Source organism: Eubacterium aggregans, assembly GCF_900107815.1.
In the GTDB taxonomy this organism is placed as follows: domain Bacteria; phylum Bacillota; class Clostridia; order Eubacteriales; family Eubacteriaceae; genus Eubacterium_O; species Eubacterium_O aggregans.
Genome location: NZ_FNRK01000001.1, coordinates 14512 through 39978, shown reverse-complemented (window position 1 = coordinate 39978; position 25467 = coordinate 14512). Strand labels below are relative to the sequence as shown.

General features: G+C 50.3%; 21 protein-coding genes and 1 riboswitch. Of the genes, 11 read left to right on the top strand and 10 right to left on the bottom strand.

The features are described from left to right. The first annotated feature begins 76 nt into the window (after positions 1 to 76). The 5 genes from BLW33_RS00170 to BLW33_RS00150 all read left to right on the top strand — a co-directional run bounded on the left by BLW33_RS00170 (position 77) and on the right by BLW33_RS00150 (position 5113). A complete protein-coding gene (locus BLW33_RS00170; RefSeq protein WP_090303990.1) occupies positions 77 to 1660 on the top strand; it encodes an alpha-glucoside-specific PTS transporter subunit IIBC in 1584 nt (527 codons plus the stop codon). A 16-nt stretch (positions 1661 to 1676) separates the two neighbouring features. Further along, positions 1677 to 3011, top strand: coding sequence for a 6-phospho-alpha-glucosidase (locus tag BLW33_RS00165; protein WP_090303989.1), 1335 nt, complete (start codon positions 1677 to 1679; stop codon positions 3009 to 3011). Between the two features lie 144 nt (positions 3012 to 3155). After that, positions 3156 to 4085 carry an ROK family protein gene (locus BLW33_RS00160; RefSeq protein ID WP_090303987.1) on the top strand — a complete coding sequence of 310 codons (930 nt, stop codon included), beginning with the start codon at positions 3156 to 3158 and terminating at the stop codon, positions 4083 to 4085. A 34-nt stretch (positions 4086 to 4119) separates the two neighbouring features. Next, on the top strand, positions 4120 to 4590 hold the full coding sequence (locus BLW33_RS00155; RefSeq protein ID WP_090303986.1) for a hypothetical protein: 471 nt from the start codon (positions 4120 to 4122) through the stop codon (positions 4588 to 4590). A gap of 25 nt (positions 4591 to 4615) precedes the next feature. Further along, positions 4616 to 5113 carry a PTS sugar transporter subunit IIA gene (locus tag BLW33_RS00150; RefSeq protein WP_090303983.1) on the top strand — a complete coding sequence of 166 codons (498 nt, stop codon included), beginning with the start codon at positions 4616 to 4618 and terminating at the stop codon, positions 5111 to 5113. Positions 5114 to 5253: 140 nt separating this feature from the next. Here BLW33_RS00150 and BLW33_RS00145 read toward each other — a convergent pair whose 3' ends face one another. From BLW33_RS00145 to BLW33_RS00135, 3 genes are all read right to left on the bottom strand, one after another. After that, entirely contained in the window at positions 5254 to 7776 is a 2523-nt protein-coding gene (locus BLW33_RS00145) for a cation-translocating P-type ATPase (protein ID WP_090303982.1), read from the bottom strand. 66 nt (positions 7777 to 7842) lie between these two features. Continuing rightward, positions 7843 to 7943: riboswitch (NiCo riboswitch) on the bottom strand. Positions 7944 to 8054: 111 nt separating this feature from the next. Beyond that, positions 8055 to 9920: a glycerophosphodiester phosphodiesterase family protein gene (locus BLW33_RS00140; RefSeq protein ID WP_090303980.1), complete on the bottom strand. Its 1866-nt coding sequence runs from the start codon at positions 9918 to 9920 to the stop codon at positions 8055 to 8057. 138 nt (positions 9921 to 10058) lie between these two features. Then, positions 10059 to 10466 carry a protease inhibitor I42 family protein gene (locus tag BLW33_RS00135; protein ID WP_090303978.1) on the bottom strand — a complete coding sequence of 136 codons (408 nt, stop codon included), beginning with the start codon at positions 10464 to 10466 and terminating at the stop codon, positions 10059 to 10061. 151 nt (positions 10467 to 10617) lie between these two features. Between BLW33_RS00135 and BLW33_RS00130 the strand changes: the two genes are divergently transcribed. After that, positions 10618 to 11592: an NYN domain-containing protein gene (locus BLW33_RS00130; protein WP_090303977.1), complete on the top strand. Its 975-nt coding sequence runs from the start codon at positions 10618 to 10620 to the stop codon at positions 11590 to 11592. Positions 11593 to 11636: 44 nt separating this feature from the next. Here the strand turns inward: BLW33_RS00130 and BLW33_RS00125 are convergent, their stop codons facing one another. After that, positions 11637 to 12878 carry a serine hydroxymethyltransferase gene (locus BLW33_RS00125; RefSeq protein ID WP_090303975.1) on the bottom strand — a complete coding sequence of 414 codons (1242 nt, stop codon included), beginning with the start codon at positions 12876 to 12878 and terminating at the stop codon, positions 11637 to 11639. A 274-nt stretch (positions 12879 to 13152) separates the two neighbouring features. On the opposite strand from BLW33_RS00125, the gene BLW33_RS00120 reads away from it, so the two are divergent. From BLW33_RS00120 to BLW33_RS14030, 3 genes are all read left to right on the top strand, one after another. After that, positions 13153 to 13713, top strand: a complete 561-nt coding sequence (locus BLW33_RS00120) for a 4Fe-4S binding protein (RefSeq protein ID WP_090303973.1) — start codon at positions 13153 to 13155, stop codon at positions 13711 to 13713. A gap of 12 nt (positions 13714 to 13725) precedes the next feature. Next, entirely contained in the window at positions 13726 to 16305 is a 2580-nt protein-coding gene (xdh, locus tag BLW33_RS00115) for a selenium-dependent xanthine dehydrogenase (RefSeq protein WP_090303971.1), read from the top strand. A 167-nt stretch (positions 16306 to 16472) separates the two neighbouring features. Beyond that, on the top strand, positions 16473 to 17354 hold the full coding sequence (locus BLW33_RS14030) for a hypothetical protein (protein ID WP_176966551.1): 882 nt from the start codon (positions 16473 to 16475) through the stop codon (positions 17352 to 17354). 257 nt (positions 17355 to 17611) lie between these two features. Here the strand turns inward: BLW33_RS14030 and BLW33_RS00105 are convergent, their stop codons facing one another. Continuing rightward, on the bottom strand, positions 17612 to 18856 hold the full coding sequence (locus tag BLW33_RS00105) for an IS256 family transposase (RefSeq protein ID WP_090303970.1): 1245 nt from the start codon (positions 18854 to 18856) through the stop codon (positions 17612 to 17614). Between the two features lie 115 nt (positions 18857 to 18971). Beyond that, a complete protein-coding gene (locus tag BLW33_RS14605; RefSeq protein WP_479723642.1) occupies positions 18972 to 19370 on the bottom strand; it encodes a transmembrane-type terpene cyclase in 399 nt (132 codons plus the stop codon). Positions 19371 to 19385: 15 nt separating this feature from the next. Between BLW33_RS14605 and BLW33_RS00095 the strand changes: the two genes are divergently transcribed. Continuing rightward, positions 19386 to 19970 carry a TetR/AcrR family transcriptional regulator gene (locus BLW33_RS00095; RefSeq protein WP_090303967.1) on the top strand — a complete coding sequence of 195 codons (585 nt, stop codon included), beginning with the start codon at positions 19386 to 19388 and terminating at the stop codon, positions 19968 to 19970. A 209-nt stretch (positions 19971 to 20179) separates the two neighbouring features. Here BLW33_RS00095 and BLW33_RS00090 read toward each other — a convergent pair whose 3' ends face one another. The 3 genes from BLW33_RS00090 to BLW33_RS00080 are packed head-to-tail and all read right to left on the bottom strand — an operon-like array spanning position 20180 to position 23817. Beyond that, positions 20180 to 20980 (bottom strand): HAD-IIA family hydrolase, encoded by an 801-nt coding sequence (locus BLW33_RS00090; protein WP_090303965.1) that lies wholly within the window; start codon positions 20978 to 20980, stop codon positions 20180 to 20182. A gap of 9 nt (positions 20981 to 20989) precedes the next feature. Beyond that, the gene (gene xylB, locus BLW33_RS00085; protein ID WP_090303963.1) at positions 20990 to 22495 is read right to left on the bottom strand and encodes a xylulokinase; all 1506 of its coding nucleotides are present in this window, start codon (positions 22493 to 22495) and stop codon (positions 20990 to 20992) included. Between the two features lie 23 nt (positions 22496 to 22518). Then, positions 22519 to 23817 (bottom strand): sn-glycerol-1-phosphate dehydrogenase, encoded by a 1299-nt coding sequence (locus tag BLW33_RS00080; RefSeq protein WP_090303962.1) that lies wholly within the window; start codon positions 23815 to 23817, stop codon positions 22519 to 22521. 339 nt (positions 23818 to 24156) lie between these two features. On the opposite strand from BLW33_RS00080, the gene BLW33_RS00075 reads away from it, so the two are divergent. After that, complete coding sequence (locus BLW33_RS00075; RefSeq protein WP_176966550.1) at positions 24157 to 24951, top strand: sugar-binding transcriptional regulator; 795 nt, start codon at positions 24157 to 24159, stop codon at positions 24949 to 24951. A 73-nt stretch (positions 24952 to 25024) separates the two neighbouring features. Here BLW33_RS00075 and BLW33_RS00070 read toward each other — a convergent pair whose 3' ends face one another. Then, positions 25025 to 25426: a DUF6465 family protein gene (locus BLW33_RS00070; protein WP_090303959.1), complete on the bottom strand. Its 402-nt coding sequence runs from the start codon at positions 25424 to 25426 to the stop codon at positions 25025 to 25027. Positions 25427 to 25467 lie beyond the last annotated feature (41 nt).

Here is a 25467-nt window from a genome sequence, read left to right as displayed (position 1 = left end):
AGTGGGTGTCAATCCCTGATATCATAGCATCAATCGATACGTATCAAATAACGGAATAAAGAAGGAGAAATTTGCCATGATGCAAAAAATTCAAAAGTTCGGTGGAGCCATGTTTACTCCGGTGCTCCTCTTCGCTTTTGCGGGGATTATCATTGGGATAGGGACCCTCTTCACCACCGAGGTGGTTTTTGGTCCGCTGGCAGCACCGGATACCGCGTGGTTTAAATGCTGGAATGTCTTGCTGGAAGGGGGATGGACGGTATTCCGCCAGTTACCGTTGCTCTTCGCGGTCTCCCTGCCCATCGGACTGGCGAAGAAACAGAACGCCCGATGCTGTATGGAGGCTTTGGTCTTGTACCTCACATTCAATTATTTTATGGCGGCAATTCTGTCAGGCTGGGGCACCTTACTGGGCATCGATTATACAGCAGAAGTAGGGGGAACCAGCGGCCTGACCATGATTGCCAATATCAAAACCCTGGATATGGGGATGATTGGGGCCTTGATGATCTCCGGTCTGGTTATTTATCTGCACAATCGCTTTTTCGATACCGAGCTCCCGGAATGGCTGGGGGTTTTCAGCGGGTCAACCTTCGTCTTTATGCTGGGTTTCTTCGTGATGATCCCCGTTGCCATCCTTTCTGTTTTTATCTGGCCGAAAATCCAGATGGGTATGTTCCTTTTCCAGGGATTCGTCCTCAACGCCGGGGTCATCGGTGTGGGCATCTTTGTTTTTCTGGAACGCATCCTCATTCCCTTTGGCCTTCATCACCTGTTGTACTCCCCATTCTACTACGATAACATTGTGGTTCAGGGCGGTATTTATGCCTATTGGGCACAGCAGCTGCCAACCATCGCCGCCTCTACCACGAATCTGCGGGAGCTGGCACCTTACGCCGCCTATACGGCCACCGGTTGGTCTAAAATATTCGGCTGTCCCGGGATCGCCCTGGCCTTCTATTTTACTGCAAAACCGGATAAGAAAAAGCAGCTCCTGGCCCTCCTCATTCCCATCACCCTCACGGCAGTGCTTTGTGGGGTAACCGAACCCATCGAATTTACCTTCCTGTTTATTGCACCGGCCCTCTTTGCCGTCCACGCCCTGCTTTCATCTATCCTGGCAATGACCATGTACCTTCTGGGCATCGTAGGGATTTACTCTGGTGGAGCCATTGAAATGGCATCCCTCAACTGGATTCCCTTGGCGCCTACCCATGGGATGCAGTATTTGATTATGCTTGCTGTGGGACTGTGTTTCACCGCTATCTGGTTCTTCGTATTCCGGTTCCTGATCCTCAAGTTCGACTTCAAAACCCCCGGTCGGGAAGATGAGGTGGAGGATGTTAAATTCTACTCGAAGCAGGAGTACCGGGACACAAAACAAGGTGGCGAAGAAAAGGGGATAACATCCCCCCAAAGTGAACGCAGCCAGTTGGCAATCCGTGTACTGGAAGCTCTGGGTGGCAAGGATAATATTGTGGATGTTACCAATTGTGTCACCCGGCTTCGGGTGAATGTCGTGGATGAAAGTCTGGTGGCAACGGATGCGGTTTTCAAATCATTGGGAACCCATGGCGCCGCCTGTAACGGAAAATCCATTCAGGTTATCATTGGTCTTTCTGTACCTAAATTACGGGATGAATTTGAAAAATTACTTTAACCAAAGGAGAAATAAAATGCCTAAACAAAACTATGCTATTACAGTTGCAGGAGGTGGGAGTACCTTTACCCCTGGAATCGCCCTGATGCTTTTGGAAGAAATGGATCGTTTCCCTATAAGAAAAATTACATTTTATGATAATGATGCTGACCGCCAGGAGATTGTGGCCAAGGCCTGTGAAATCTATTTTAAAGAAAATGCACCAGAGGTGGAATTTGGTTATACCACCGACCCAGCGGTCGCTTTTACCGATATCGATTTTGTGCTAGCCCATATCCGTGTGGGGAAATACGCAATGCGGGAACTGGATGAAAAAATCCCGTTGAAATATGGTGTATTGGGCCAGGAAACCTGCGGTCCCGGCGGGATTGCCTATGGGATGCGTTCCATCGGTGGGGTTCTGGAAATCCTGGACTATATGGAGACATATTCCCCGGATGCCTGGATGCTCAACTACTCCAATCCCGCTGCGATTGTAGCTGAAGCCACCCGTCGTCTGCGTCCGGATTCTAAAATTCTGAACATTTGTGATATGCCCATCGATCTGGAGGAAAAAATGGCCCATATGGTCGGTTTGAAATCCAGAAAAGAAATGCAGGTGGGCTACTACGGTCTCAACCATTTTGGCTGGTGGCATAAGATTTACGATAGTCAGGGTAATGACCTCATGCCTGAGATTAAAGAACACATGGCAAAAAACGGCTTCGCAGATGCCATTTCCGACACCAATCAGCATGTGGATGAGAGCTGGAAGCACACCTTCCAGAAAGCCCGGGACGTTTACGCAGTGGATCCGGAAACCATCCCCAATACCTACCTTAAATACTATCTCTTCCCGGATTATGTGGTTCGGGAGTCCAACCCGGAATACACCCGTGCCAACGAGGTCATGGAAGGTCGGGAGAAAATGGTGTTTGGCGCATGTAAGGAGGTTATCGAAAAGGGAACAGCGGCGGACTGTGGTTTCGAAGCAGATGCCCACGCCACCTATATCGTAGATCTTGCCCGGGCCATTGCAGAGAATACCATGGAACGCTTTTTACTTATTGTGCCCAACGAAGGCGCCCTGGAAAACTTTGATTCCACTGCTATGGTGGAGATTCCTTGCATTGTAGGGTCTCGGGGGTATGAAAAGATTTGCCAGGGAGCCATTCCCCAATTCCAAAAAGGACTGATGGAACAGCAGGTCTCAGTGGAAAAATTAACGGTGGAAGCCTGGATCGAAGGAAGCTACCAAAAATTATGGCAGGCCCTGACCTTATCCCGGACCATTCCCAGCGCCAGTATCGCTAAAAATATTCTGGATGATCTCATTCAGGCGAATAAGGATTACTGGCCAGTGCTTTCCTGAGAATGCCGGACGATGGATTAATTCTGCTGGGTTGCTTATAACGAATTCGGCAGATTCTGCTTCCCGTACATTGATGATAGAGCCGCAACGTAATAAGGAAATTGTTGAATGATAGGAATTGCAGATCAGGGAGGTTGTAAGATAATGGATTTAGCAATTGGAATTGATATTGGAGGAACGAACACGCGGGTAGCATTGGTCAATCATCAATACGAGCTGGTGAAGCGAATCCAATTTCCAACGAATAGGGATAATCCTGGGGCGTGCCTGCAGCAGATTAATGAAAGCATCCGCTCGATGACGTGTTCGGATATTGTCGGTATCGGCATGTCCTGTCCAGGACCACTGGATTTAGAGAAGGGACGGATTATTTTTACGCCGAACCTGAGTGCGTCGTGGCATGGGTTTCCTTTGGTAGGGACACTGGAGGCATCAACCGGCTTTCAGGTGAATCTTGAAAATGATGCGAATTTGGCTGCATTGGCAGAGGCAGTCGCCGGTGCGGGAAAAACCAACCAGTATGTCCATTATTTGACGATATCGACGGGGATTGGCTCAGGATTCATCGTCAATAAAAAGATATTCCATGGTGCCCATGGCTTTGCAGGTGAGGTTGCTAATGCCTGCATGTGGGAAAAAGGCCCGGATGGCGAGCATGTTTGCCAGGGGAGTATCGAGGCCATTGCCAGCGGCACGGCGATTACAAGACGGGCTGGTCTCATGGGTCTGGCGGTCGGACATGCTGGTGATGTCGCCCGATTAGCACTGGAGGGAGACCTGCAGGCCAAAGGATTAATCGAAGATGCAAAGGATTATTTGGCAAATTTCATCGGATGTATTTGTGCCATTGAGGACCCGGATACTGTCATTCTTGGAGGGAGCGTCGCCCTTAAACTACCTGGATTTATTGAAGAGATTCAAAAACGGGTCATTGCGAAGGCGCTGCCCTGCATGAAGTGTCATATCAATATACAGTCGGCGGTTCTAGGGGAAGATAGCGGATTGATTGGGGCGGCGATTCTGGCCAATCAAAAAAGTAAAATGTGGCATGGCCACAAAACGGAAGAAGACTGAAGCAGCTTCAGAATATTCGATTGAAGGAGAAAGAATGATGGATGTCAAATTGCATCGGGTTTATAATACAGTTAAAGCAGTGTTGATTATCATGCCCTTTGTCACCCTGCTGTATCTCTATATCGGGACCCCGACGGCTGGCCTGGATTTTACCAGCCTGTTACAGGGGAATCCGTTGCTGGCCCTTACCTTTTTAATTGCCATGATCCAACCCTTTATCGTTCTCATGCTGGGCGCCGCGGAAAAGGATGAAATTGCGGGGCTGGGAGAAGGTGCGCTGGTGATAATCACCCTGCTGCTCATCGCAGAATGCATGATGCGCCATCTCTTAGGAATAGTGGGTTTGATCGTGCTTTTTTATCTCACCTTCCGGAAAGTCACCCTGTCCGGCGCCGGATTTAAGGCGCTCCTTCGCAACAAACAGATTTGGGGGCAGGCTTTAGGCGGGTTGGTAATCCTTCTTCTGGCAGCCCTGTGTCTCTTCATTGCCCTTCGTATTGGATAGTGGAATCAAAAAGAAAGGAAACGCTATGGCCTTTAACTGGTTTAGAAAAGATAAGAAAGCTCACCTGACGCTCCTTGCCCCGATTTCTGGAAAATGCTTCCCCTTGGAGGATGTCCCCGATAAGGTATTCTCCCAAAAGATTCTGGGAGATGGTGTTGCCATCCAACCCGTACCCGGCGAAGGGCAGATACTATCCCCAGTGGATGGTAAAATCATCCTTGTCGCTGAAACTGGTCACGCCGTGGGCATCCAGGCAGCCAACGGACGGGAGTTCCTCATCCATTATGGATTGGATACGGTCGAGCTGAATGGGCGTGGCTTTACAGCTTTAGTAGAAAGTGGCGCACAGGTATCGGCGGGAGATCCCTTGCTCAGTGTCGATCTTGCAGTAATGGCGGAAGCTGGGATCAACCCCATAACAATGTTTCTGATCGTCAATGATGGACCTGAGATACCAACCTTCCATTATGGTGCCTTGGTTAAAAAAGGTGAAGACCCGGTCATTAGTATGGAAGCCAAATAATTCACGATAACCCATTATCGCAGGATTTCACCCCAACAATTGACCTTGAACTAAAATGAAGAAGCTGCTATTCCTTCGATTTATGGAAGGATAGCAGCCTTTATTTTTTGGACGATGGTTATTTGGGCGATAGGGGGGATTTATTTGTGCTGCCGTCCCCGCCGCACTGCCTTCACCACCTCGTACCAGATGACGCTAAGCACACCTAAGCCCAGGGAGAAGAAGAACTGCCCGGGGGTGAGGGCTGCCAGCTTGAGGAGCTGGTTCAAGGGGCTGTAGAGGATGAGGAGCAGGATGGCTACAGTGCCCAGTCCCACGGCCCACATGACCTTATCCTTAACCAGCCGCCCCATGGCGGTGAGAATGCTGTCATGGTCGGAGCAATTCACAAAGACTAAGAGCAGGTTGGCGACAATGATAATGGTTAAAGCCATGGCCCGGCCCATGGGGGCGTTTGCTGGATTTCCAGCCAGCACGGCGAAATAGGTACCGAAGGAGGCGGCGAAGATGCACAGCCCCTGGATGATGCTTTTGGTGAGGGTGCGCCGGTCCAGGAGCGGTTCTTCTGGATTTCGGGGCGGCCGTTCCATAATATCCTGCTCTGCGGGTTCCCGTTCCAGGACAATGGAGCAGGTGGGGTCAATGACCAGCTCCAGCAGCACCACGTGCAGGGGCAGGAGGAGCAGGGCGCCGGGGGATATGCCCAGCAGGGGCCCAAGCAGTGCCGAGAAAGCGATGGGGATGTGGATGGTGAACACATAGCCCACCGCCCGGCGGATATTATCGAAGATGCGCCGGCCGTCCTTAACCGTATCCACAATGGTGGAAAAATCGTCATCCATGAGGATGAGGTCTGCGGCCTCCCGGGAGACCTCGCTGCCCCGTCCTCCCATGGCGATGCCGATATCCGCGTATTTTAAGGCCGGGGCATCGTTGACCCCGTCTCCGGTCATGGCCACGATTTGACCGTTTTCCTTAAAGGCCCGGACGATGCGCATCTTGTGCTCGGGGATGACCCGGGAGAAGATGTTGGTCGTCTTGATGGCCTCCCGGAGGGCATCGTCATCCATGGCTTCCAGCATATCCCCGGTGATGATATTGTCGGCATTGGGCATGCCGATGGCCGAGGCGATGGCCGAGGCGGTGATGCCGTTATCCCCGGTGATCATGACTACGCGGATACCGGCGGCGTTGCACCGGGCGATGTCGGCTGCCACTGTGGGCCGCGGGGGATCGGAGAGGCCGATGAGCCCCAGGAAGGTGAGGCGGTTATCGGACAGTTCTGTCGGGACGGCATCGGCGGAGGTATAATCGGCCTGGGCCACGGCGATGACCCGGAGCCCCTGGCGGGAGAAGGCATCCAGCTGGGCCTCCACCTGGATGCGGGCATCTTCAGATAAATGGCAGAGGGGCAGCAGGCGTTCCGGCGAGCCCTTGGCGGCCAGGAGGATGCCCTCGGGGCGCTGCCAGACGTGGCCCATCATCTTGGTTTCATTGGTGAAGGGGTATTCGGTCACAAGGGTGCCGTCAAAGAGCTCTGCCGGGGTGAGACCGTGTTCGTCGCAATAGCGGAGCATGGCCTTTTCCATGGGGTCGTAGGCGTCGGTTTCACAACCCATGCCCATGGTACGGATGAGCTTTTGTGCATCGCCGTCCTGGGCCCAGGCTTCGGTGACGGTCATGCGGTTCTGGGTGATGGTCCCGGTTTTATCCACGCAGAGCACGGACACGGCCCCCAGGGTTTCCACGGAGGGGAGGCGGCGCACCAGGGCGTTGTTCTTGGCCAGGCGCCAGGCTCCCATGGAGAGAAATACCGTCAGGATAACTGGGAATTCCTCGGGGATCATGGCCATGGCCAGGGTGATACCGGAGAGGATGGACTCGATGATGCGGGAGTGCAGGGGCAGCTCGGCGAGGTTGATAAAGTTGAGGATGCCCACCAGGGCAAAGAGGACCCCGGCGATGCCGGCGCAGAGACGCACCAGCCGTCCGGTTTGTTTTTGCAGGGGAGTGTCCGACTGGGGAGCACTGGCAACCCCCGCCCCGATTTTACCGTACTCGGTGCGGCTGCCGGTTTGTTCCACCTGGATGGTGGCGGTGCCCTGGGTGACCAGGGTGCCTCCGTAGCAATAATCCCGGCGCCAGTAATCCTGGGAGGTTGGAGCATCACCCTGGGGGACCTTCCAAACGCCTAGGAATTCCCCGGTGAGGGAGGATTCATCCACGCAGAAATCATTGCATTTTAAGATGATGCCATCGGCAGGGATTTTAATCCCCTCGGCCAGGAGCATGATGTCCCCGGGAACTAAATCGCTGCTGGGGATGGACTGCTCTACGCCGTTCCGGATAACGGGGATATGGGGGGCGGATAAATCCCGTAGGGCAGTGAGGGTCTTATCGGTTTTCCATTCCTGGATGACATCGATGGTGATGATGCCCACCACAAAGATGAGCATGATGGCACCGTCCCGGGGCTCTCCCAGGATGAAGTAGATGACAGCCGCCAGGATAAGCAGCAGGAACATGGGCTCGGCGATGATGTGCAGGACTTTGAGCAAAAAATTTTCCTTCTTTTCCGGGACGAGCTCATTCTTGCCCCATTTGGCTAGTCGGGTCGTTGCCTCGGCCGTGGTCAGGCCCTCAAGATGTTGTAAATCGTTCATTGTTTTACCTCCGATTTTTCCCTTGGCACCGGTGCTCAAAAATTAAAAGAGGCACCTGTAGAACATTACTGTCCCACAGGTGCCCATAAGTCACACGCTGCTGCCACCGTAGCGGCCCGGCCCCATGACCCGGTAAACGGGGTCATCGCCTGCTCAGTTTGTACTGTTTATGCGATTTGCAGTGCAAAGAGTTTAGACTAGTATAAGGCCTGGGCCCGCTGTTGTCAAGGCGCCTAATAAAAAAATAAGGAAAAATAAGGAATCCAAGGGGCCGATGTTTAAAGACCGCTAAAAAGTTTTATAACGGCACTGAAGAAAATTTGGCTTTGATTGGGGGCATTTTCCTTAATATAGGTTTGTGCAGTGCCCGGGGAATCCGTCACGATGGCGTCGACGCCAAGCTCTACTATTTTGTCAATTTGGTCCTCATCATCCACGGTCCACACCCATAGCTGCTTATCGGCATTATGGACTCGGGTAAGGAGGTCTTCGGTGGCAAAGGTGGCCTCGACGCTGTAGATATCCACCGGGAGGAGCTCTAAATTTCCCAGGGCAATAAAGGTATTGAGGCAGGTCTTAATTTGGGGGTCCATTTCCTCCACAGCCTTCAGGGTGTCATAATCCAGGGAGGCAAAGAAACCCTTGTTGTAAAAGTTATGTTTTTGGAAGACGGCGACAGCGTGCTTCACAAAATCCACATCGTGAGCGGTGGGCTTGAGCTCGATATTCATTTTGATCCGTCCATCACAGAGATCAATGGCTTCGTCCAAGGTCATCAGTCGCTCATTGGAAAATTCGGGACTGAAGTGGCTGCCGATATCCAGATCCTTTAAGTCCGCGTAATTGGTTTCCCAGATGTTGATATCCACTCCGGTCAGCCGGGAAAGGTTGCTGTCATGGGAGATTACTAAGACGCCGTCGGCGGTTTGACACACATCAATTTCCACATAATCCGCCCCTTCCGCGATGGCCTTTTCCAAGGCGGCCCGGGTATTTTCCGGGGTTTCGGTGGAATTCCCCCGATGTCCGGCAATCAGTGGGCCTGAAAAGAGGGTATTGAGGGTATCGCCGTTAAAGGTACCCAGAACAGCCAGGTACTTGCCTCCAAAGGCCACAAGGAGGACGAGGACACAGAGGATGATCTTCCGGGGCCGGGTCCAGAAGCCAAGGGGCCGCTCGGGAACGATGGGTTCGGTGGGCAGGGTATTTGGGGGTGACCACTGATAGAAGGACGCTGTTAGGACGGCTAAAATAAGAGGCGTTTCAATGACGGCTACCGCGGTCAGACCCAGGGTCCCAATAAGGGCCAGGAAGGCAAGTAAAATGGTATTGCCGGTGGAGAGGGCAATATGGGGATCAATCAAGGCACCCAGAGCACCTGAAATTCCCAGGACAATGGCGAAAAAAATCAAAAAGGCCAGAACGGTGAAAAAGACTATAAGGATCAGGATGATTCGGATGGCAATACATCGCCAAAGGGTTTGAATAAGGTGCTTGTGGATGAAGCGATGGCTTTTTAGGGCGCTTTTAATGAAGGAATCGCCTTTTAGAGTAAAGAAGTGGAAGGCATAGAGGATACGCAGGGCCAGAAGAAAGAGCAGAAGGGTGAGGGCTACAAAGGCGAGGGTCAGTACAGGGGCCTCATAAATATAAGACATGATGAACCCTGGAATGGTAATGCCGTGGAAATAATTGGAGCTTAAACCAAAATCCACAAAGGGCAAAATCAGCAGAAGGAAGAGGATGGCAATCCAGTTTTTCGGCTCAAAGATTTGAGCAGCCCGGCGGATACCCGTGGCAATGAGGGGAAAAAGCTGAACCCTGCGGCCATTGTGGCTTTCATACAGACAAAGAATGACGGTGGTGAATTCCAGAAGGATGAAAAAAGCATTTAAAAAAAGCAGCAATAAAGCGGCAGCAATCACCAGAGGATTGGAAGCAACCGTCGTCAGATTGGAGCCTTGGAGATAGTTCAGATTGGCATAGAGTAAGGCTTTGTTTAGGATAAGGCCATTCAAGGGTTTGAGGCCGAAGGATCCAACTGTGTAATAGAGCATTTCAAAAAGAAGTAGAGGCCAAAAATTGAGGGCGTAGCGCCGGAGCTCTCCCCGAAGGAATTTGGGTGCGGGTTGTGTGGACATCATAAGCCTCCTTTAGTAGGGGTGGTTTTCTAATAGTATACCGAAAATTTAGGATTTAAGCAATAACCGCCCATTGGGGCCAATAAAAATGTCGGGGCGGCAGATGCCGCTCCGACGAGGAGAGAGGGTATGAAATAATGGCTAGTTGATGGATTCAATCTGGCCATCGGTACTGACAGTGACGGTAAAGGTTTGGGTTTGGGCGGTCTCGCCACCTTCCCAATCACGCTTTTCTGTCATGGTGATGGTAGTGGTTCCCGGGGCGATGCCAAGGAAGGTATAAGTGTGGGTCCCGCCGCTGCCGGTGGTCTTGCCCGCCGTGTCCTCCGGGGCGTAAATGTCATTGGAAAACGCAAGAATCTCTGGATTCCCGATGACGTAGGACCAGGTGTAGCCGGTGCTGGGGTTTTCCTTTAGGGTAATCAGGACGGTTTTACCTTCCGCCACAGCGCCAACCGAAGTCTCGGTGGTGGTATTCCCCGTAGCGCACCCACTAAGGACAGCCATGAGGAGAATGGTGGCTCCCAGGAGGAAGCTGATCTTTTTCACAATGGTACCTCCTTTATCCGATGGGGTCAGTTTACACCCCTTTGCTTAAAAAAGGGTTATAATTTTCAGCCCCTTTGGCGTGGATTCAAAACTGTGGTATAATAAAGTACAATAACAATCTCGACAAGAATAAAAATTCGGAGGAATATAAATGGAAGAGAAACGATTCGCGTTGCTCATCGATGGGGATAATATCTCAGCTAAATACATCGCTGGCATCCTAAACGAAATGACGAATTATGGGGTCATTACCTACAAACGCATCTATGGGGATTGGACAGCCACCACCTCGGGGAAGTGGAAGGAGGAGCTGCTTTCCAACTCCATCACCCCCATTCAGCAGTTTTGCAACGTCAGTGGAAAGAACGCCACGGACTCAGCCCTGATTATCGATGCCATGGATATTCTCTACGGCGGGAGCGTGGACGGATTTGCCATCGTCTCCAGTGACTCAGACTTCACCCGACTGGCCAGCCGCCTTCGGGAGTCTGGGATGATGGTGGTGGGCATGGGGGAGGAAAAGACCCCCTACGCCTTTCGCAACGCCTGCACTAAGTTTACCAGCCTTGAGAATGTTTTGGATACCTACGAAGCCGATGTGGAATCTGAGGATGAAGGCGGGGATACCGCGGCCAGTACGGATAACGGTCAACGCCAGAAGAAGAGTCAGCGGACCTCTAAAAAGGCCATTGAAAACACCATTGCCAACATCATCACCGAGAACGAAAACAAGGGGAAGAATACAGGGCTTGGTGAGGTGGGCAGCCGCTTAAACAATAAGTATCCCGATTTTGATGTGCGAAATTACGGCTACAGCCTGCTTTCTAAATTTCTGGAGGAATCCAACCGCTTTGTCCTTCAGCAGACCAGCCGCAGCATCCATGTGGCCTTAAAGGGCAACCAGGATACCAGCAGTGAGGTGGTGGAATTTGTCCGGTCCAAGGTGGCCCAGAGTGGCCGGGATGGCATTGAGCTTGGCTATCTGGGGAATCTGGTCCACGATGCCTTCCCGCGCTTTAGCTTTAAGGATAAAGGTTACTCCAAGTTTTCCAAATTTGTCCAAAGCATCTCCGGGATCTCCATTGTCGACCGAGGATACCAGGGGAACCGGGCCATTCGGAAGTAGATATAAAAAACCAGAATCATCGGATCCTGGTTTTTTAATACCCATTACATGTCGATATCGGGGTACAGGGGGTACTTGTCCGCCAAGGTCTTGACCAAGGCCCGGGCACCCTCTAAATCCTTCTGAATAAGGGCCAGCTCAAAAATATCGGCGATGACGGCCATATCAGCTTCCACCAAGCCCCGGGAGGTGACGGCGGGAGTTCCTACCCGGACGCCGCTGGCGATGGTGGGCTTTTGCTTATCGAAGGGGATGGCGTTTTTATTGGCGGTGATATTGACACTGCCTAAAATATCGTCGGCATCCCGGCCGGTCATCCCCACAGCACTGACATCCACCAACATCAGGTGGTTATCCGTTCCCCCGGAGACGATGCGAAAGCCCTTGGCAGTGAGGGCTTCGGCCAGAACCCTGGCATTGGCAACAATTTGGGTTTGATAGGCCTTGAAATCATCGGACAGGGCTTCCTTAAAGCACACGGCTTTGGCCGCGATAATGTGCATCAGTGGTCCCCCCTGGGTGCCTGGGAAGACAGCCTTATCGATTTTAGCGGCGTACTCGGCCTTACACAAGATCAGGCCGCCCCGGGGACCACGCAGGGTCTTGTGGGTGGTGGTGGTGACAAAATCCGCATAGGGTACTGGGGACTCATGGAGTCCAGCGGCCACTAGCCCGGCAATGTGGGCCATATCCACCATCATCAGGGCACCGCCATCCCGGCAGAGTTCTGCAATGCGTTTGAAGTCGATGGACCGGGGATAGGCGGAGGCCCCCACGACCACCAGCTTCGGCCGATATTCCTGGATATAGTCCCCAATCTGGGCATAATCGATGGTTTCGGACTCCGGATCGACACCATAGGAGATGAAGTTGAAGTATTTTCCTGAAAGGTTGACCTTGCTGCCATGGGTGAGATGACCGCCGTGATCAAGGCTCATACCGAGGACCGTATCCCCGGGGTTTAACATGGCGAAATAGACTGCCGTATTGGCCTGGGCACCGGAGTGGGGCTGGACATTGGCGTGGTCGGCTCCGAAGAGGGTTTTAGCCCGGGCGATGGCGATGCGTTCCACATCATCCACATGGCAGCAGCCGCCGTAATAGCGGGCACCGGGAAGCCCCTCGGCATACTTGTTGGTCAGATGGCTGCCCATGGCTTCCATCACCGCTTCGGAAACAAAGTTCTCAGAAGCAATCAGCTCTAAATGGCTCTGTTGGCGATGAAGCTCATCGGCCATCAAGGCATAGATTTCGGGATCAGTGGCTTGGACGTGTTGGTATTTCATAATTCCTCCTGTTAATTGACAAATACAATTGTGTTTCATTCTAACACAAAATTAAGGATTTGCATAGTTTAATGCATCAATTAAGTAAATTCTATCCGTTTTCAATTTTCAAGAGAATTTCAGCATTACAGCTATTTTCAGGTTTCCTTAGGGGTGTATAAAATTCTTGCAATCGATGGGCTGTGATGATAATATATTATTATTAAAGAACGATAAATAAATATCAAACTCTGAGATTTGAGGAACGTGTAAAAGCGAGTGAGAGGTGTTATCAATGGTTAGAGAACGGAAAAAACGACCAAAGAAAATGGCAGTCGTCCACTGCGGCGGCGGAAGCAGTTTGAAGGAGGGGGTAGTCCTGGCTTCTGGTATGGCCTGTGAGGCGCTTTTAGAGGCGTACCCTGAAGGACTGAGAGCCTGTAGCTACGGCTGCCTGGGCGGCGGAAGCTGCGTGTCAGCCTGTAAGGTAGGTGCCCTGGGAATGACGGATGCTGGGGTGGCAGCGGTGGATCCTGAGTCCTGTGTGGGCTGCGGATTATGTGTGAAGGCGTGTCCGAAGCAGCTCATCGAGCTTGTCCCGGCAGAAAACACCATCGCGATCCACTGTGCCAGTGAAGCGGCAGGGGCTCAGACCCGTAAGGACTGTACTACGGGCTGTATTGCCTGTGGCATCTGCGAGAAGAATTGTCCGGCAGGGGCCATCACCGTGGTGAATCACTGCGCCGTTATTGACGAGGAACACTGCATCGCCTGTGGGATGTGTGCGGTGAAGTGCCCCCGGGGGGCCATCGTCGATGGCAATGGCATTTTGACCGTGTTAGCGGAAATCAGATAAGGGGGAAGGACAATGGCCGAATATCGTTTTATTGTTAATGGTGTTGAACGGGCAACCAGTGAGGATAAGCCTTTACTGCGTTATCTCCGGGATGACCTGGATCTGTTTTCTGTTAAGGATGGCTGTAGCGAAGGGGCCTGCGGGACCTGTACCATCATTGTGGATGGTGTAGCGGTGAAATCCTGTGTGCTCACCACGAAACGAGCCCAGGGGAAGAATATCCTGACTACTGAAGGTTTAAGCGAGGTAGAAAAAGAAGCCTTTGTGTACGCCTTTGGGGCCAAGGGATCCGTGCAGTGTGGCTTCTGCATCCCGGGAATGGTCATGGCGGGGAAAGCGCTCTTAGACCAGAATCTTAACCCCACGGAGGAGGATATTAAAATTGCCCTCAAGGGCAATATCTGCCGGTGTACCGGCTATAAGAAGATTATCGAGGGTATCCAGATGGTGGCTGAAATCCTAAGGGGTGAGGTCGCCGTGGAATCTGAGCTTGAGGCCGGGGAGGACTACGGTGTCGGGAAACGGGCATTCCGCATCGATGTGCGTAAGAAGGTGCTCGGTTACGGGGAGTACCCCGACGATATCCGCATGGACGACATGGTCCATGTTTCCGCTGTCCGTTCCCAATATCCCAGAGCCCGGGTGGTGGCTATCCATGCCGAAAAGGCCCTGGCTTTGCCGGGGGTCCTGGGGGTTCTCACAGCAGAGGATGTCCCCAATAACAAGGTTGGCCACATCCAGCAGGACTGGGATGTCATGATTGCCCAGGGGGACATCACCCGCTGTGTAGGAGACGCCATCTGCCTGGTGGTAGCGGAATCCGAAGCCATCCTTGAAAAGGCTAAAAAGCTGGTTAAAATTGACTATGAGGTTCTGGAGCCAGTCCGGAATATCGCTGAGGCAGCGGCGGCAGATGCCCCGAAGATCCATGAGGGGGGGAATCTCTGCCAATCCCGGCATGTTACCCGGGGGGATGCCAAAACCGCCCTGGCCAACTCGGCACATACCATTACCCGTCGGTTTACAACCCCCTTTACCGAACATGCCTTCTTGGAACCGGAATGCGCTGTGGCTTTCCCCTATAAGGATGGGGTGAAGATTTACACTACAGACCAGGGGGCCTATGATACCCGGAAAGAGGTAGCCATTATGTTTGGCTGGGACCCTGAACGCATCGTCGTGGAGAACAAGCTCATTGGTGGGGGGTTTGGAGGCAAGGAGGACGTTTCCGTCCAGCATATTGCCGCACTGGCCGCCCATCACTTTGGCCGGCCAGTGAAGGCGAAGTTTAGTCGCCAGGAATCCCTGTGCTTCCATCCCAAGCGCCATGCCATGGATGGGACCTTTACCCTGGGCTGTGATGAAGACGGAATCTTTACGGGTTTAGACTGTGAGATCAATTTCGATACCGGGGCCTATGCATCCCTGTGTGGGCCGGTTCTGGAACGGGCTTGTACCCACTCTGTGGGACCCTATTGTTATCAAAACACGGATATCCGAGGCTACGGATACTATACCAATAATCCCCCAGCTGGGGCATTCCGGGGCTTTGGGGTGTGCCAGAGTGAATTTGCCCTGGAATCAATCATCAATCTTCTGGCCGAGGAAGTGGGAATCTCCCCCTGGGAAATCCGCTATCGCAACGCCATTGAGCCGGGGAAGGTTCTGCCCAATGGTCAGATTGCCGATTGCTCTACGGCTTTGAAGGAAACCTTGGAGGCGGTTAAGGAAGTCTATGAACGCCATCCTGGCCGGGCAGGAATTGCCTGTGCCATGAAAAATGCGGGGGTAGGGGTCGGCCTGCCAGATAAAGGCCGAGCCAAGCTTCTGGTCCGGGACGGCATTGTGGAAATTTACGCTGCCGCCTCGGATATAGGTCAGGGTTGTGCCACCGTATTCATCCAGATGCTGTCAGAAACCACAGGTCTGCCCCTGAGCAAGATTCGGAATATGGGAAGTAATACCGATACGACTCCGGATTCCGGTACGACTTCGGGGTCCCGCCAGACCCTTCTCACTGGAGAAGCAGTCCGGGGTGCTGCCCTTGATTTAGATGTGGCCCTAAAAGCGGTGGATGGGGATTTAAGCCAGCTGGAGGGGGAAGCGTTCTTCTACGAATACTTTGAGCCCACGGATAAGCTGGGGGCGGATGTGCCCTATCCCAAGAGCCATATCGCCTATGGCTATGCTACCCATGTGGTGATTCTGGATGATGAAGGAAAGGTGAGCGAGGTATACGCCGCCCACGATTCCGGGAAGGTGGTCAACCCGACCTCCATCCAGGGTCAGATTGAAGGTGGTGTCCTGATGGGTCTGGGCTATGCCCTGACTGAGGATTTCCCTTTGAAGGACTGTGTGCCCCAGGCGAAATACGGGACCTTGGGACTGATGCGTGCCAATCAGATCCCTGAGATCCACGCCATTTATGTGGAAAAGGACGAGCTGCTCCCGGTGGCCTACGGGGCCAAGGGTATTGGCGAAATTGCCACCATCCCCACAGCACCAGCAGCCCAGGGCGCCTACTACGCCATGGACCATATCCTTCGGCCAGACCTGCCCATGGTAGATACCTATTATTCGAAGAAGCGATAAGTCGGTACGGCCATATAAAGTCAGAATCTACGGATTCTGGCTTTTTTAAATGGGCAGGCGCTGGACCTGCCGTGAAAGGCAGGAAAAGACCGTAAAGTACCAATCAACTTAAAGAAATGGGGGTTCAAAAGATGGTATAATTGAAAAAAATCGAGGAGGATCAATTCATGTCAGATCAAAATTTACAGAATGCACAAAAGGCGCTCTTAGAAATAGAATACGAAAATTACGGTACCATTGGCGATCTATTTAGAGGGAAAGGTTCCTGGGAAATATTTTATTGTGAAGAAGCCAGCGAGGATGGTTATGTCGCCATTGAAGCTGATGATTATATTGCGGAATTTAATGGGGATATTTCCGGTCAGGCAGTTTGCGTCCAGTTTATGCTGAGTGCGGATGAAGAAACCTACGGCCTGCTCTATGCCGATTTAGATGGGGAACCCCTGGATGGGGACGAAGCGACTGAATTACTGGCTAAATTGGCTGGTGGTAGAAGTGGTGGACGACGTGCCGGTGGTGAACGGAAAAGCAGCAGCCGTTCCCGCAGTGGCGGTGGAAGCGGAAAGAGCAGCAGCCGCAGTGGCGGTTCCGGTAGTTCTGGCAGTAGACGTGCCAGCAGCGGTGGACGGAAGAGCAGCGCCCGCAGTGGCGGAGGTGGCGGAAAATCCAAAGCTGAAACAGCCGCCCTGGAAGCCTGGTGCGAAGAAAACGGCTACGAATACAGCGAAGAGTATTGGGTAGAGTTTGAAGAAAGCGAAGAATACGAAGCATACTGTGAAGCCTTCGACGAAGAATTCGGCGATGACGACGAGTATGATGACGACGACTACGATGGTGAAGACTACGACGACGATGATGATGACGATGAAGACGAAGATTACGACGATGACGATGACGAAGATTACGACGATGAAGACTATGACGACGATGGTGACGACGAAGATTACGATGACGATGAAGACTATGACGACGATGACGACGATGGTGACGACTATGACGACGGTGGCGATGATTATGACGACGGCGGGGATGATTACGAGGAAGAGTAGTTAAGTTAATCGGCTAAAACTTGGAAAGAAACATGTATATATGGGCAACAAAACAGCACCAAACTCCGGTATAGTTTAGATGGATCAAATCAAAATTGAGTGTGTGAAGAAAAGTCTGTAAATACAGATCTTCTATGATAAGTGGTGGGCTGGTAAGCTAAGAATTAGCTTCCAGCCCTTGTTTTATATATACTTCAAGTATTGCTGCATGTCAAGAGAAGGCGAGGATTTCCCGCCTTTTTTCAAGACAGTATTTCTTATTCCGGAAGCCGATCCGGATACATGATGCTTAGTTCGCCATAGACCTGTCCCCAGTTTCGGATAGTCATGGTCCATTTCTTTGTTGCCTCAAAGGTTGAAAGATATAATGCTTTCAGCAGTGCTGTATCGCTCGGGAATACGCTTCTCTGGCGGTTCAGCTTGCGATAGGTAGCATTGAGGCTTTCTATTGCATTGGTGGTATAAATGACCTTCCTAACCTGTGAGGAAAACTTGAAAATAGGGGAAATAGCATCCCAGTTATCGTGCCAGCGTTTCATGGAGTTTGGATACTTAGGCGTCCATTTTTCCGTAACCCGTTTCAATGCCTCCTGTGCTTTCTTTTCATCCGGGGCATGATAAATAGTCTTTAAATCAGTGGCAAATGCTTTGCGGTCTTTATCCGGTACATATTTCAGAGTATTTCTTACCTGGTGAACAATGCAGCGTTGGTACTCTGTCTTTGGAAATGCTGCCGCAATGGCTTCCTTGATTCCACTGAGCCCGTCAGCACAGATAATGAGGATATCTTTCACTCCACGATTTTTCAGCTCGTTCAGTACGGAAAGCCAGTATTTAGAACTCTCATTGTCACCAACATTGATGGTCAGAACTTCTTTTTTACCTTCGGTATTGATCCCAAGAATGACATATGCAGCCAGCTTCCGTATTACACCATTATCACGAACCGAATAATGGATAGCATCAATGTAGAGAATTGGATAAACCTCATCCAGTGGACGGTTCTGCCAGTCTTCAATCTGTGGCAGAATCTTATCCGTAACATCTGAAATAAAACCTTCGGATGCCTCGAATCCGTAGATATCCTCCATAGTCTCCGATATCTGGCGTGTGGTCATTCCTTTTGCATACATGGATATGATTTTCTGATCAATGTCAGAAATGTCCTTTTGACGTTTCTTTACAATCTGAGGTTCAAAAGTGGATTTTCGATCCTGTGGAACATCAATGTCCATACTTCCATAGCTACTATTAACTCGTTTAGACTTGTAACCGTTACGATAGTCATCGCTGTCAGAACGTTCGGATTTCTCATATCCAAGATGGTCATCCATTTCTGCTTCCATCATTTCCTTGATGGTTCCGCCGAGCAGATCTTTGAGGGCATTCTGGATGTCTTCTGCAGTCTCAATATCATACTCTTCAAGGAGCTGATGAATGATGTTGCGCTTACCCTCTGTCATTTGTACTTTGTGTACTGGTTTCTTTTCTCTTCTTGCCATAATAAAAGGCCTCCTATGATTTTATTTTATCATAGAAGACCTTATATATCGCTATTTACAGAAAAACTTTCACAGACTCTCAAAATTATACACGGAGAGGTGCTAACCTTAATAATCAGTACCCCGCCTTTTTAACATACCACAAAAGATAAAAATACAATCCGTCTAAAACAAAACAGATAATTCCAGTAGTAATAATGAATATATTATTTTCAATCACACCGATTAAGGTTGGTGCCAACGTTCCGACCCATTTACATAAGGCGATTAGCTTCGTCTGTCCTTTGGAACCACTTCTTCGATTAAGCATATATAAATATGCAACACTCATTACAATATTCTGTAAATATGCAGAATAAATCTCTGCCTGGGCATCTCCGAATTCATAAATAAAGAGTATCTGGATTGTGATACATATGGCAAACGCAAGAATTCCAAAGGGAATCTGCAACTTCCTCTCTAATTCTGTTCTGCAATCATTCTTACAATACAAGAAATAAGTGATTACGATCACAATATCCAGCAAAGAATGGATTTGCGAATTTATAAAACATACAAAGCATTATCAGATACTATGTTGACCTTGCTGGAAACATATGATTTCGAAGACATATCTGTCAATAAGCTATGTGAGCAAGCCTGCGTTGGTCGAGGAACATTTTACAAGCATTTTGCAGATAAGTATGAATTTCTTTCCTTTATCGTAAGGGAGCAATATCAGACTTATCTTGATAAAATACCCTCTTCCATCCAAAGTAATGAACCTGCAGAATACTATCAGGGATTATTTCAGATTTGCATGGATTTCTGTGAACAGTCACCCCTGTTGATTTCTTCGTGGCGTCAGAGTAAAAATATAGACACCCTAACGAAAGTTGTTTCTAAAATTGTTGTGCCTGATATATCAAAAAGAATAGAACAGGATCAAAAGAAGGGGTATGTCCTACCCTTTGATTCCCACCTTACGGCGCAACTGATATGTAGTATCATGATGCAAACAGTGACATGGTGGTTTACCAACCGTGATAAAATATCACGGAAGGAAGTACTCCGCCAATTTCATAATGTCCTTTCTCGTTTGATATCAACAAAAATGGATGCTTCATTTTTCTGATTTGACAGAAAGGCTGGATGCTGTTAAAAAAGGTTTATAGTAATTTGTGATGATATCCAGGATATAAATGCAGCTCAAACCCTTCAAAGTCTTAGAGGTGTCGTTATAATTTTTATTGGAAAAACTGAGTACAGTATGAATAAAAGGATAAAGCCCCATTGTGGAGAAACGATCCACAATGGGGCTTTAATTCTAAGGGGTTTATCGTATTAGAGATACTTTCGCATTTCATCCAGGGAGTCAAAAATACAGGTTGGGACAACATCGGAGGTGCGGACTGTTTGGAGGTCAGATTCACCCGTTAGTACGAGGAAGCCCTTAGCTCCATTATTGACACCTGTGGCGACATCCGTATAGATGCGGTCACCGACAAAGGCAATGGCATCCCGTTTATAACCGGTGAGTTCTAAAACCATCTCCATGGTCTCTTCCCATGGTTTTCCCAGAAATCGGGGTGCAATGCCGGTGGATTCTGTAATAAGGGCACACATGGCGCCACAGTCTGGCATGAAGCCATCCTCGGTTGGGCAATTGGTGTCCATATGGGTCGCGATAAAGGGCACACCCTCTCGAACAAAACGGCAAATTTTATCGAGCTTGTCATAGGTCAGGGTCGTATCAAAGCTTTGGATAGCGACATCAGGTTGGTCCTCGACGAGGCGAATCCCATGATTGCGGAAGCTTTGTTCCAGAAGCGGTGTTCCATTGAGATAGACCCGGGCCTGGGGGTAATAGGTTTGGATGTAGGCGATGGTGACATCTCCGGCGGTCATGATTTTGTCTTCAGTTACTACAAGCCCCATTTTCTTTAATTTTTCAACATAATATTCTGGGATACGGGAGGCGTTATTGGTAAAAAAGATATAATCCCGGCCACTTTTCTGAACATCGTGGATAAAATCAAGGGAGCCGGGGATCAGATGGTCGCCTAAATAGACGGTGCCATCCATATCGAGGACAAAAAGACCCACATCCTCCAATATCTTCTCACTTATCGCTGGTTTGTTCATTTTCCCTCCTTATAGGCCTGCCAGGGATTTATAGGCATCCTTGAGACCGGGGTACATTTCACGGTAGACATCGTAAATTTTGCGGTATTGCTCGCTGTGCTTCGCATCGGGGGTGTATTGTTCATCCCGTAGGGTGATGATCTGATCACAGGCATGAACGACAGAGGGGTAGAGGCCCGTGCCAACACTGGCTAGAATGGCCGCACCCAGTGCAGCGCTGTTTTCTGAAGCGATATCCGGGAGGCATACCGGAATTTCAAAAATATCAGAAAGCATTTGCCGCCACAACGGGCTTTTAGAGCCACCCCCGCACATCCGCATCAGGGCTGGCTTTACTCCGATTTCATCGTAGATGGAGATGGATTCCTTGAGCCCAAAGCTCACTCCCTCCATGACGGCCCGGGTCATATCCTTTCGGGTGTGGATATTTGACAGCCCAATAAAGGCACCTCGGCAATCCAAATCCAGATGTGGTGTACATTCGCCCATTAGATAGGGCAGGTAAATCAGGCGATTGGCACCAACGGGGGATTGTGCTGCATCGGTATTGATGTCCAGATATTCTTCGTCGGTGGGATAAAAATTATTCCGGTACCACTTCAGGGACAAGCCAGCGGAATTGACGAGGCCCATCATATGCCAGGCTCCAGGGACGGCAGTACAGAAGGTATAGACTCGCCCTTTAGGGTCGATGGCGGGCTTATCAGAATAGGCAAAGACGACGCCCGAGGTTCCGATGGTGGTCATGGCTCGTCCAGGTGCGACGACCCCGGTTCCCACTGAGGCAGCGGCATTGTCCCCGGCGCCTCCGACGACGACGGTTTTTTCGCAAAGACCGAGGCATTTGGCCACATCGGGCCGCAGTGTGCCAGTGACTTCGTAGGATTCATAGACCTTACCCAGCATATCCTCCTTGATTTCCAGGGCATCGAGGATATAGCCAGACCAGCATCGGTTGGGAACATCCATCAGCTGCATGGCGGAAGCATCCGAAACCTCGGTGGCGAATTCACCGGTTAAGCGATAGCGAAGGTAGTCCTTGGGTAGTAGGATGTGGCGGCATTTAGCATAAATGTCCGGTTCATTTTGCTTGACCCAATAGATTTTAGCTGCTGTGAGACCAGCCCGGGGTGGATTACAGGTGATGGACAGCATCTTTTCTTCCCCAACCCGTCGGGCTACCTCGGCACAGGCCGCTTCAGTTCGCTGATCATTCCACAGGATTGCTTTGCGTAGAGGGTCACCCCGTTCATCCAGAAGGACTGCTCCCATCATCTGGCCAGAAATACCGATTCCCAGGATTTCCTCCCTGGGGATACCAGACTGTTCAACAACCTGGGAAACCGTCTTGACCATGGCCTGATACCAATCCTCAGGATCTTGCTCGGACCAGCCGTTTTGCAGCTGGTACAGTGGATACTCCTGGGTTGCTTCTGTGATTTCCACACCGTGTTCATTGAATAGGACGGCCTTGATGCCACCTGTTCCCAAATCTAAACCGAGTAAATAATTCACTGTATTACCCCCAAAATAATTATTTAGAATTTTAGTGCCGTTGCGTAGCGTTTCAAATAGCCTGTATCACTGAGCAGTTCAAGGAGTGTGTAGCGGGTTTTCAAATCAGTGGCATACAGGACCCCGCTTCGGATGGAATCCCACCCGTATAGGGCGATGAATTCATCAAGGTGGAAGCCAGCCGCCTCCAGTTTTTCCACCATGAATTCAACCCCCGGTGTTTGACCCAGAATGTCTTGGATGGCTTCCCAATTTTCACGGATCAGGGCTGAGCGGTCTGTGGTGTAGGTTTTGGCATCGTCCTGGAGAGTGATGATGTCCTCGGCCATTTCCCCAAATACATCTTGGAGTCCAGCCTCCCATTCCCTTCGATTAAAATCCGTGGCGAAGGTCCCCGGGTCCTCCTGGAGCAGCTGTTTTCTCAGAATCTCGGCAATGACAGCGGCATAGCCGACATCAATGCCATGGGGAAAATAAGGCTTGTTCTTCATAATACTGGTCAATTCAAAAAAATGAGAAATCAGATGTTCCGATCCAGAAGCCGGGCGGGAGCTGCCCTGATAAGCTAAAGAAATTCCGACAATGGCTAAGCTTTCCATTAATCTGCCGATAGCATCGGGGTCCCGTTCCATGATTTTGGGGATATTGTCCACACAGGCTTCCAGCTCCTCCTCCACCATCTGGTAAATCAGATCACACATGGGATCGGTGGAGAGAATATGGGCAAGCTTCCAGTCGCTGAGGGCAGAGTATTTTCCAAGGATATCCCCAATGCCCGAACGAATCATCTCCATAGGGGCTGCGGTCAGAATATCAATATCCCCGACAATCCAACGGGGGGCTTTTCGGGTACAGGTCACCTTGAAGCCGCCGAGCATCATGACGGCCCCACTGGAGGCGAAACCATCCATAGATGGTGCGGTGGCGACGATCATGCTGGGAATCCCGTGGGTGAAGGCAATGTACTTGCTGAGGTCGTTGATGACTCCGGAACCGACACCAATGATAGCCTGGGTACCCTCCGTATAAACCGCTTCCACGGCGGCGATGGCTTTTTCATCGGGAACGAGCACGGTTTTCTGGTTAAAGAATGCCTCATCTACGGTGAAGCCCTGGTCCTTTAAAACCTGAATGACGGCCTGGCCACAAAGGGGGCGGGTATTGCCATCGGAGATGACCAGGAGGTGGTGGAATCCAGCGAGGATCGTCCCCAGCTCCTTCAGGACTCCCCGCTCAATCCGAAGTAGCGTCGTATCACATTGGTGGACCCTGCCGCAATGGCACTGAAAGGATCCCTTGGCAAGCTGTGCTTGCACATTCATTGGTAATCACCTTCCTTTTCTCTGGATTTATTATGTTAACCTTATCACGTGGTGCGAGTGGGCTACATATCGAAAGATTATTCATTAGGGGTATTGAAAAAAATTTCTATATTGCGTTTGAAAAAGGGAATGATAATAATGGTATAAGGATAAGTCTATAAAGATGAAGGGGCGGGTCCAATGAAATCCGAGGTATACAGTCAGTCCACGTGCTTAATGAATGAGGTGGTCTATCGCTATTACGTTAAAAGAGAAACACTCATCGTGATCTCTTCGCATCTTCAAATTTCACAATCTACGGTTTCGCGCCTGCTTAAGCGTGCAGAGTCGGAGAAAATTGTGACCTTTAATATTCACCCCCGGTATATGGCCTGTATCGAACGGGAGGAAGGACTGAAAAAAGAATACGGTCTGAGGGACGTTCAAATTTTACCTATTCTTGAGGCTGATGTCGATTCCAGTTCATTGAAAAAACGGGTGGCCTTGGAGGGAGCACGTTATCTGCAACGGATCATAACGGATAATGATATCATTGGGTTGACCTGGGGTGAAACGATGTACCATCTCATCCAATATTTAAATCCCTGTCGCAGAAAGGGAGCGAAGATCGTGACCCTCCATGGCAGTATTGTGAATAGCAGTGATATGTTGGATGTGGATACCCTGGTCAAGCGTGCGGCTATGGCCTTTGGTGGGAAGAAGGTTTCTTTATGTCGGAAAGGCCTCCTTACCCAGGAGGAGATGGCGCATCTTCGGCAGAGCCAACACTTTCAAAATATCCAGAAAATTTATGGGCAAATCGATATTGCGGTAACCAGCGTTGGGGCTATTTGGCCAAAGACAACAAGCCTCCTTGGAACCTTAAAGCATTTGTCGCCTGGGGAGCTTCAGGAGCTTACCCAAAATCGGGCAGTCTGCGATATCGTCATGCGCTATATCGATGGAGAAGGCAGGGAGTGTGATACCAGCATGCGGGAACGGACCTATTCCATTGGGCTTTCAGACTACCGTCGGATTCCAACTAAAATATTGGTGGCTTCCGGCACAGAGAAGGCTGAGGCGGTTCGGGCACTGAGTAAAGGGCAGCTTTTCGATGTGTTAATCACAGATGAGTTATTAGCATCAGCCCTTTGAGCCTTTGGAAACAGACCAATAAAAAAGGACTTTCATCCCCAGGGATGGCAGTCCTTTTTGTATTCTACAGATGTTAAAGCGCAAAGCTTCCAGTAACATCCCCACCATTAATCACATAGTAGGCCATGCCTTCATTGGCATTGACATACACGGTCATATCGGCAGCTTCATTCACCTTGCGACCCATTTCCTTGGTCCAGATTTCCTTTACCCGGGTGATTAAATCCGCGGATTTGAATTCCTTACCATCAAATTGGACCACAACTTCGGTTACGGTTTTCTTCTTGGTGCTGGTTTTTTTAGAGGTCGGGGTTGTGGTGGCTTTGGTCGTCGCGGAAGCGGCTTTAGAGGCTGCAGGTGCTTTAGTAGCTGGTGCCACGTCCTTTTTTTTGGGTGCTGCGGTTGAGGCTGTTACTGTGGGATTCTTTGCCATTGCACCAGCCGCTGCACTCTTTTTATTTCTTATTTGTGCCATTTGAAAAACCTCCTAAATATTTTCATTACTGAAAATTTACC

What these genes read in the sequence shown, in the direction of transcription:
- BLW33_RS00170 (WP_090303990.1), top strand. Translation starts at nt 77, where the DNA reads ATGATGCAAAAAATTCAAAAGTTCGGTGGAGCCATGTTTACTCCGGTG.
- BLW33_RS00165 (WP_090303989.1), top strand. Translation starts at nt 1,677, where the DNA reads ATGCCTAAACAAAACTATGCTATTACAGTTGCAGGAGGTGGGAGTACC.
- BLW33_RS00160 (WP_090303987.1), top strand. Translation starts at nt 3,156, where the DNA reads ATGGATTTAGCAATTGGAATTGATATTGGAGGAACGAACACGCGGGTA.
- BLW33_RS00155 (WP_090303986.1), top strand. Translation starts at nt 4,120, where the DNA reads ATGATGGATGTCAAATTGCATCGGGTTTATAATACAGTTAAAGCAGTG.
- BLW33_RS00150 (WP_090303983.1), top strand. Translation starts at nt 4,616, where the DNA reads ATGGCCTTTAACTGGTTTAGAAAAGATAAGAAAGCTCACCTGACGCTC.
- BLW33_RS00145 (WP_090303982.1), bottom strand. Translation starts at nt 7,776, where the DNA reads ATGAACGATTTACAACATCTTGAGGGCCTGACCACGGCCGAGGCAACG.
- BLW33_RS00140 (WP_090303980.1), bottom strand. Translation starts at nt 9,920, where the DNA reads ATGATGTCCACACAACCCGCACCCAAATTCCTTCGGGGAGAGCTCCGG.
- BLW33_RS00130 (WP_090303977.1), top strand. Translation starts at nt 10,618, where the DNA reads ATGGAAGAGAAACGATTCGCGTTGCTCATCGATGGGGATAATATCTCA.
- BLW33_RS00125 (WP_090303975.1), bottom strand. Translation starts at nt 12,878, where the DNA reads ATGAAATACCAACACGTCCAAGCCACTGATCCCGAAATCTATGCCTTG.
- BLW33_RS00120 (WP_090303973.1), top strand. Translation starts at nt 13,153, where the DNA reads ATGGTTAGAGAACGGAAAAAACGACCAAAGAAAATGGCAGTCGTCCAC.
- xdh (WP_090303971.1), top strand. Translation starts at nt 13,726, where the DNA reads ATGGCCGAATATCGTTTTATTGTTAATGGTGTTGAACGGGCAACCAGT.
- BLW33_RS14030 (WP_176966551.1), top strand. Translation starts at nt 16,473, where the DNA reads ATGTCAGATCAAAATTTACAGAATGCACAAAAGGCGCTCTTAGAAATA.
- BLW33_RS00105 (WP_090303970.1), bottom strand. Translation starts at nt 18,856, where the DNA reads ATGGCAAGAAGAGAAAAGAAACCAGTACACAAAGTACAAATGACAGAG.
- BLW33_RS00095 (WP_090303967.1), top strand. Translation starts at nt 19,386, where the DNA reads ATGGATTTGCGAATTTATAAAACATACAAAGCATTATCAGATACTATG.
- BLW33_RS00090 (WP_090303965.1), bottom strand. Translation starts at nt 20,980, where the DNA reads ATGAACAAACCAGCGATAAGTGAGAAGATATTGGAGGATGTGGGTCTT.
- BLW33_RS00080 (WP_090303962.1), bottom strand. Translation starts at nt 23,817, where the DNA reads ATGAATGTGCAAGCACAGCTTGCCAAGGGATCCTTTCAGTGCCATTGC.
- BLW33_RS00070 (WP_090303959.1), bottom strand. Translation starts at nt 25,426, where the DNA reads ATGGCACAAATAAGAAATAAAAAGAGTGCAGCGGCTGGTGCAATGGCA.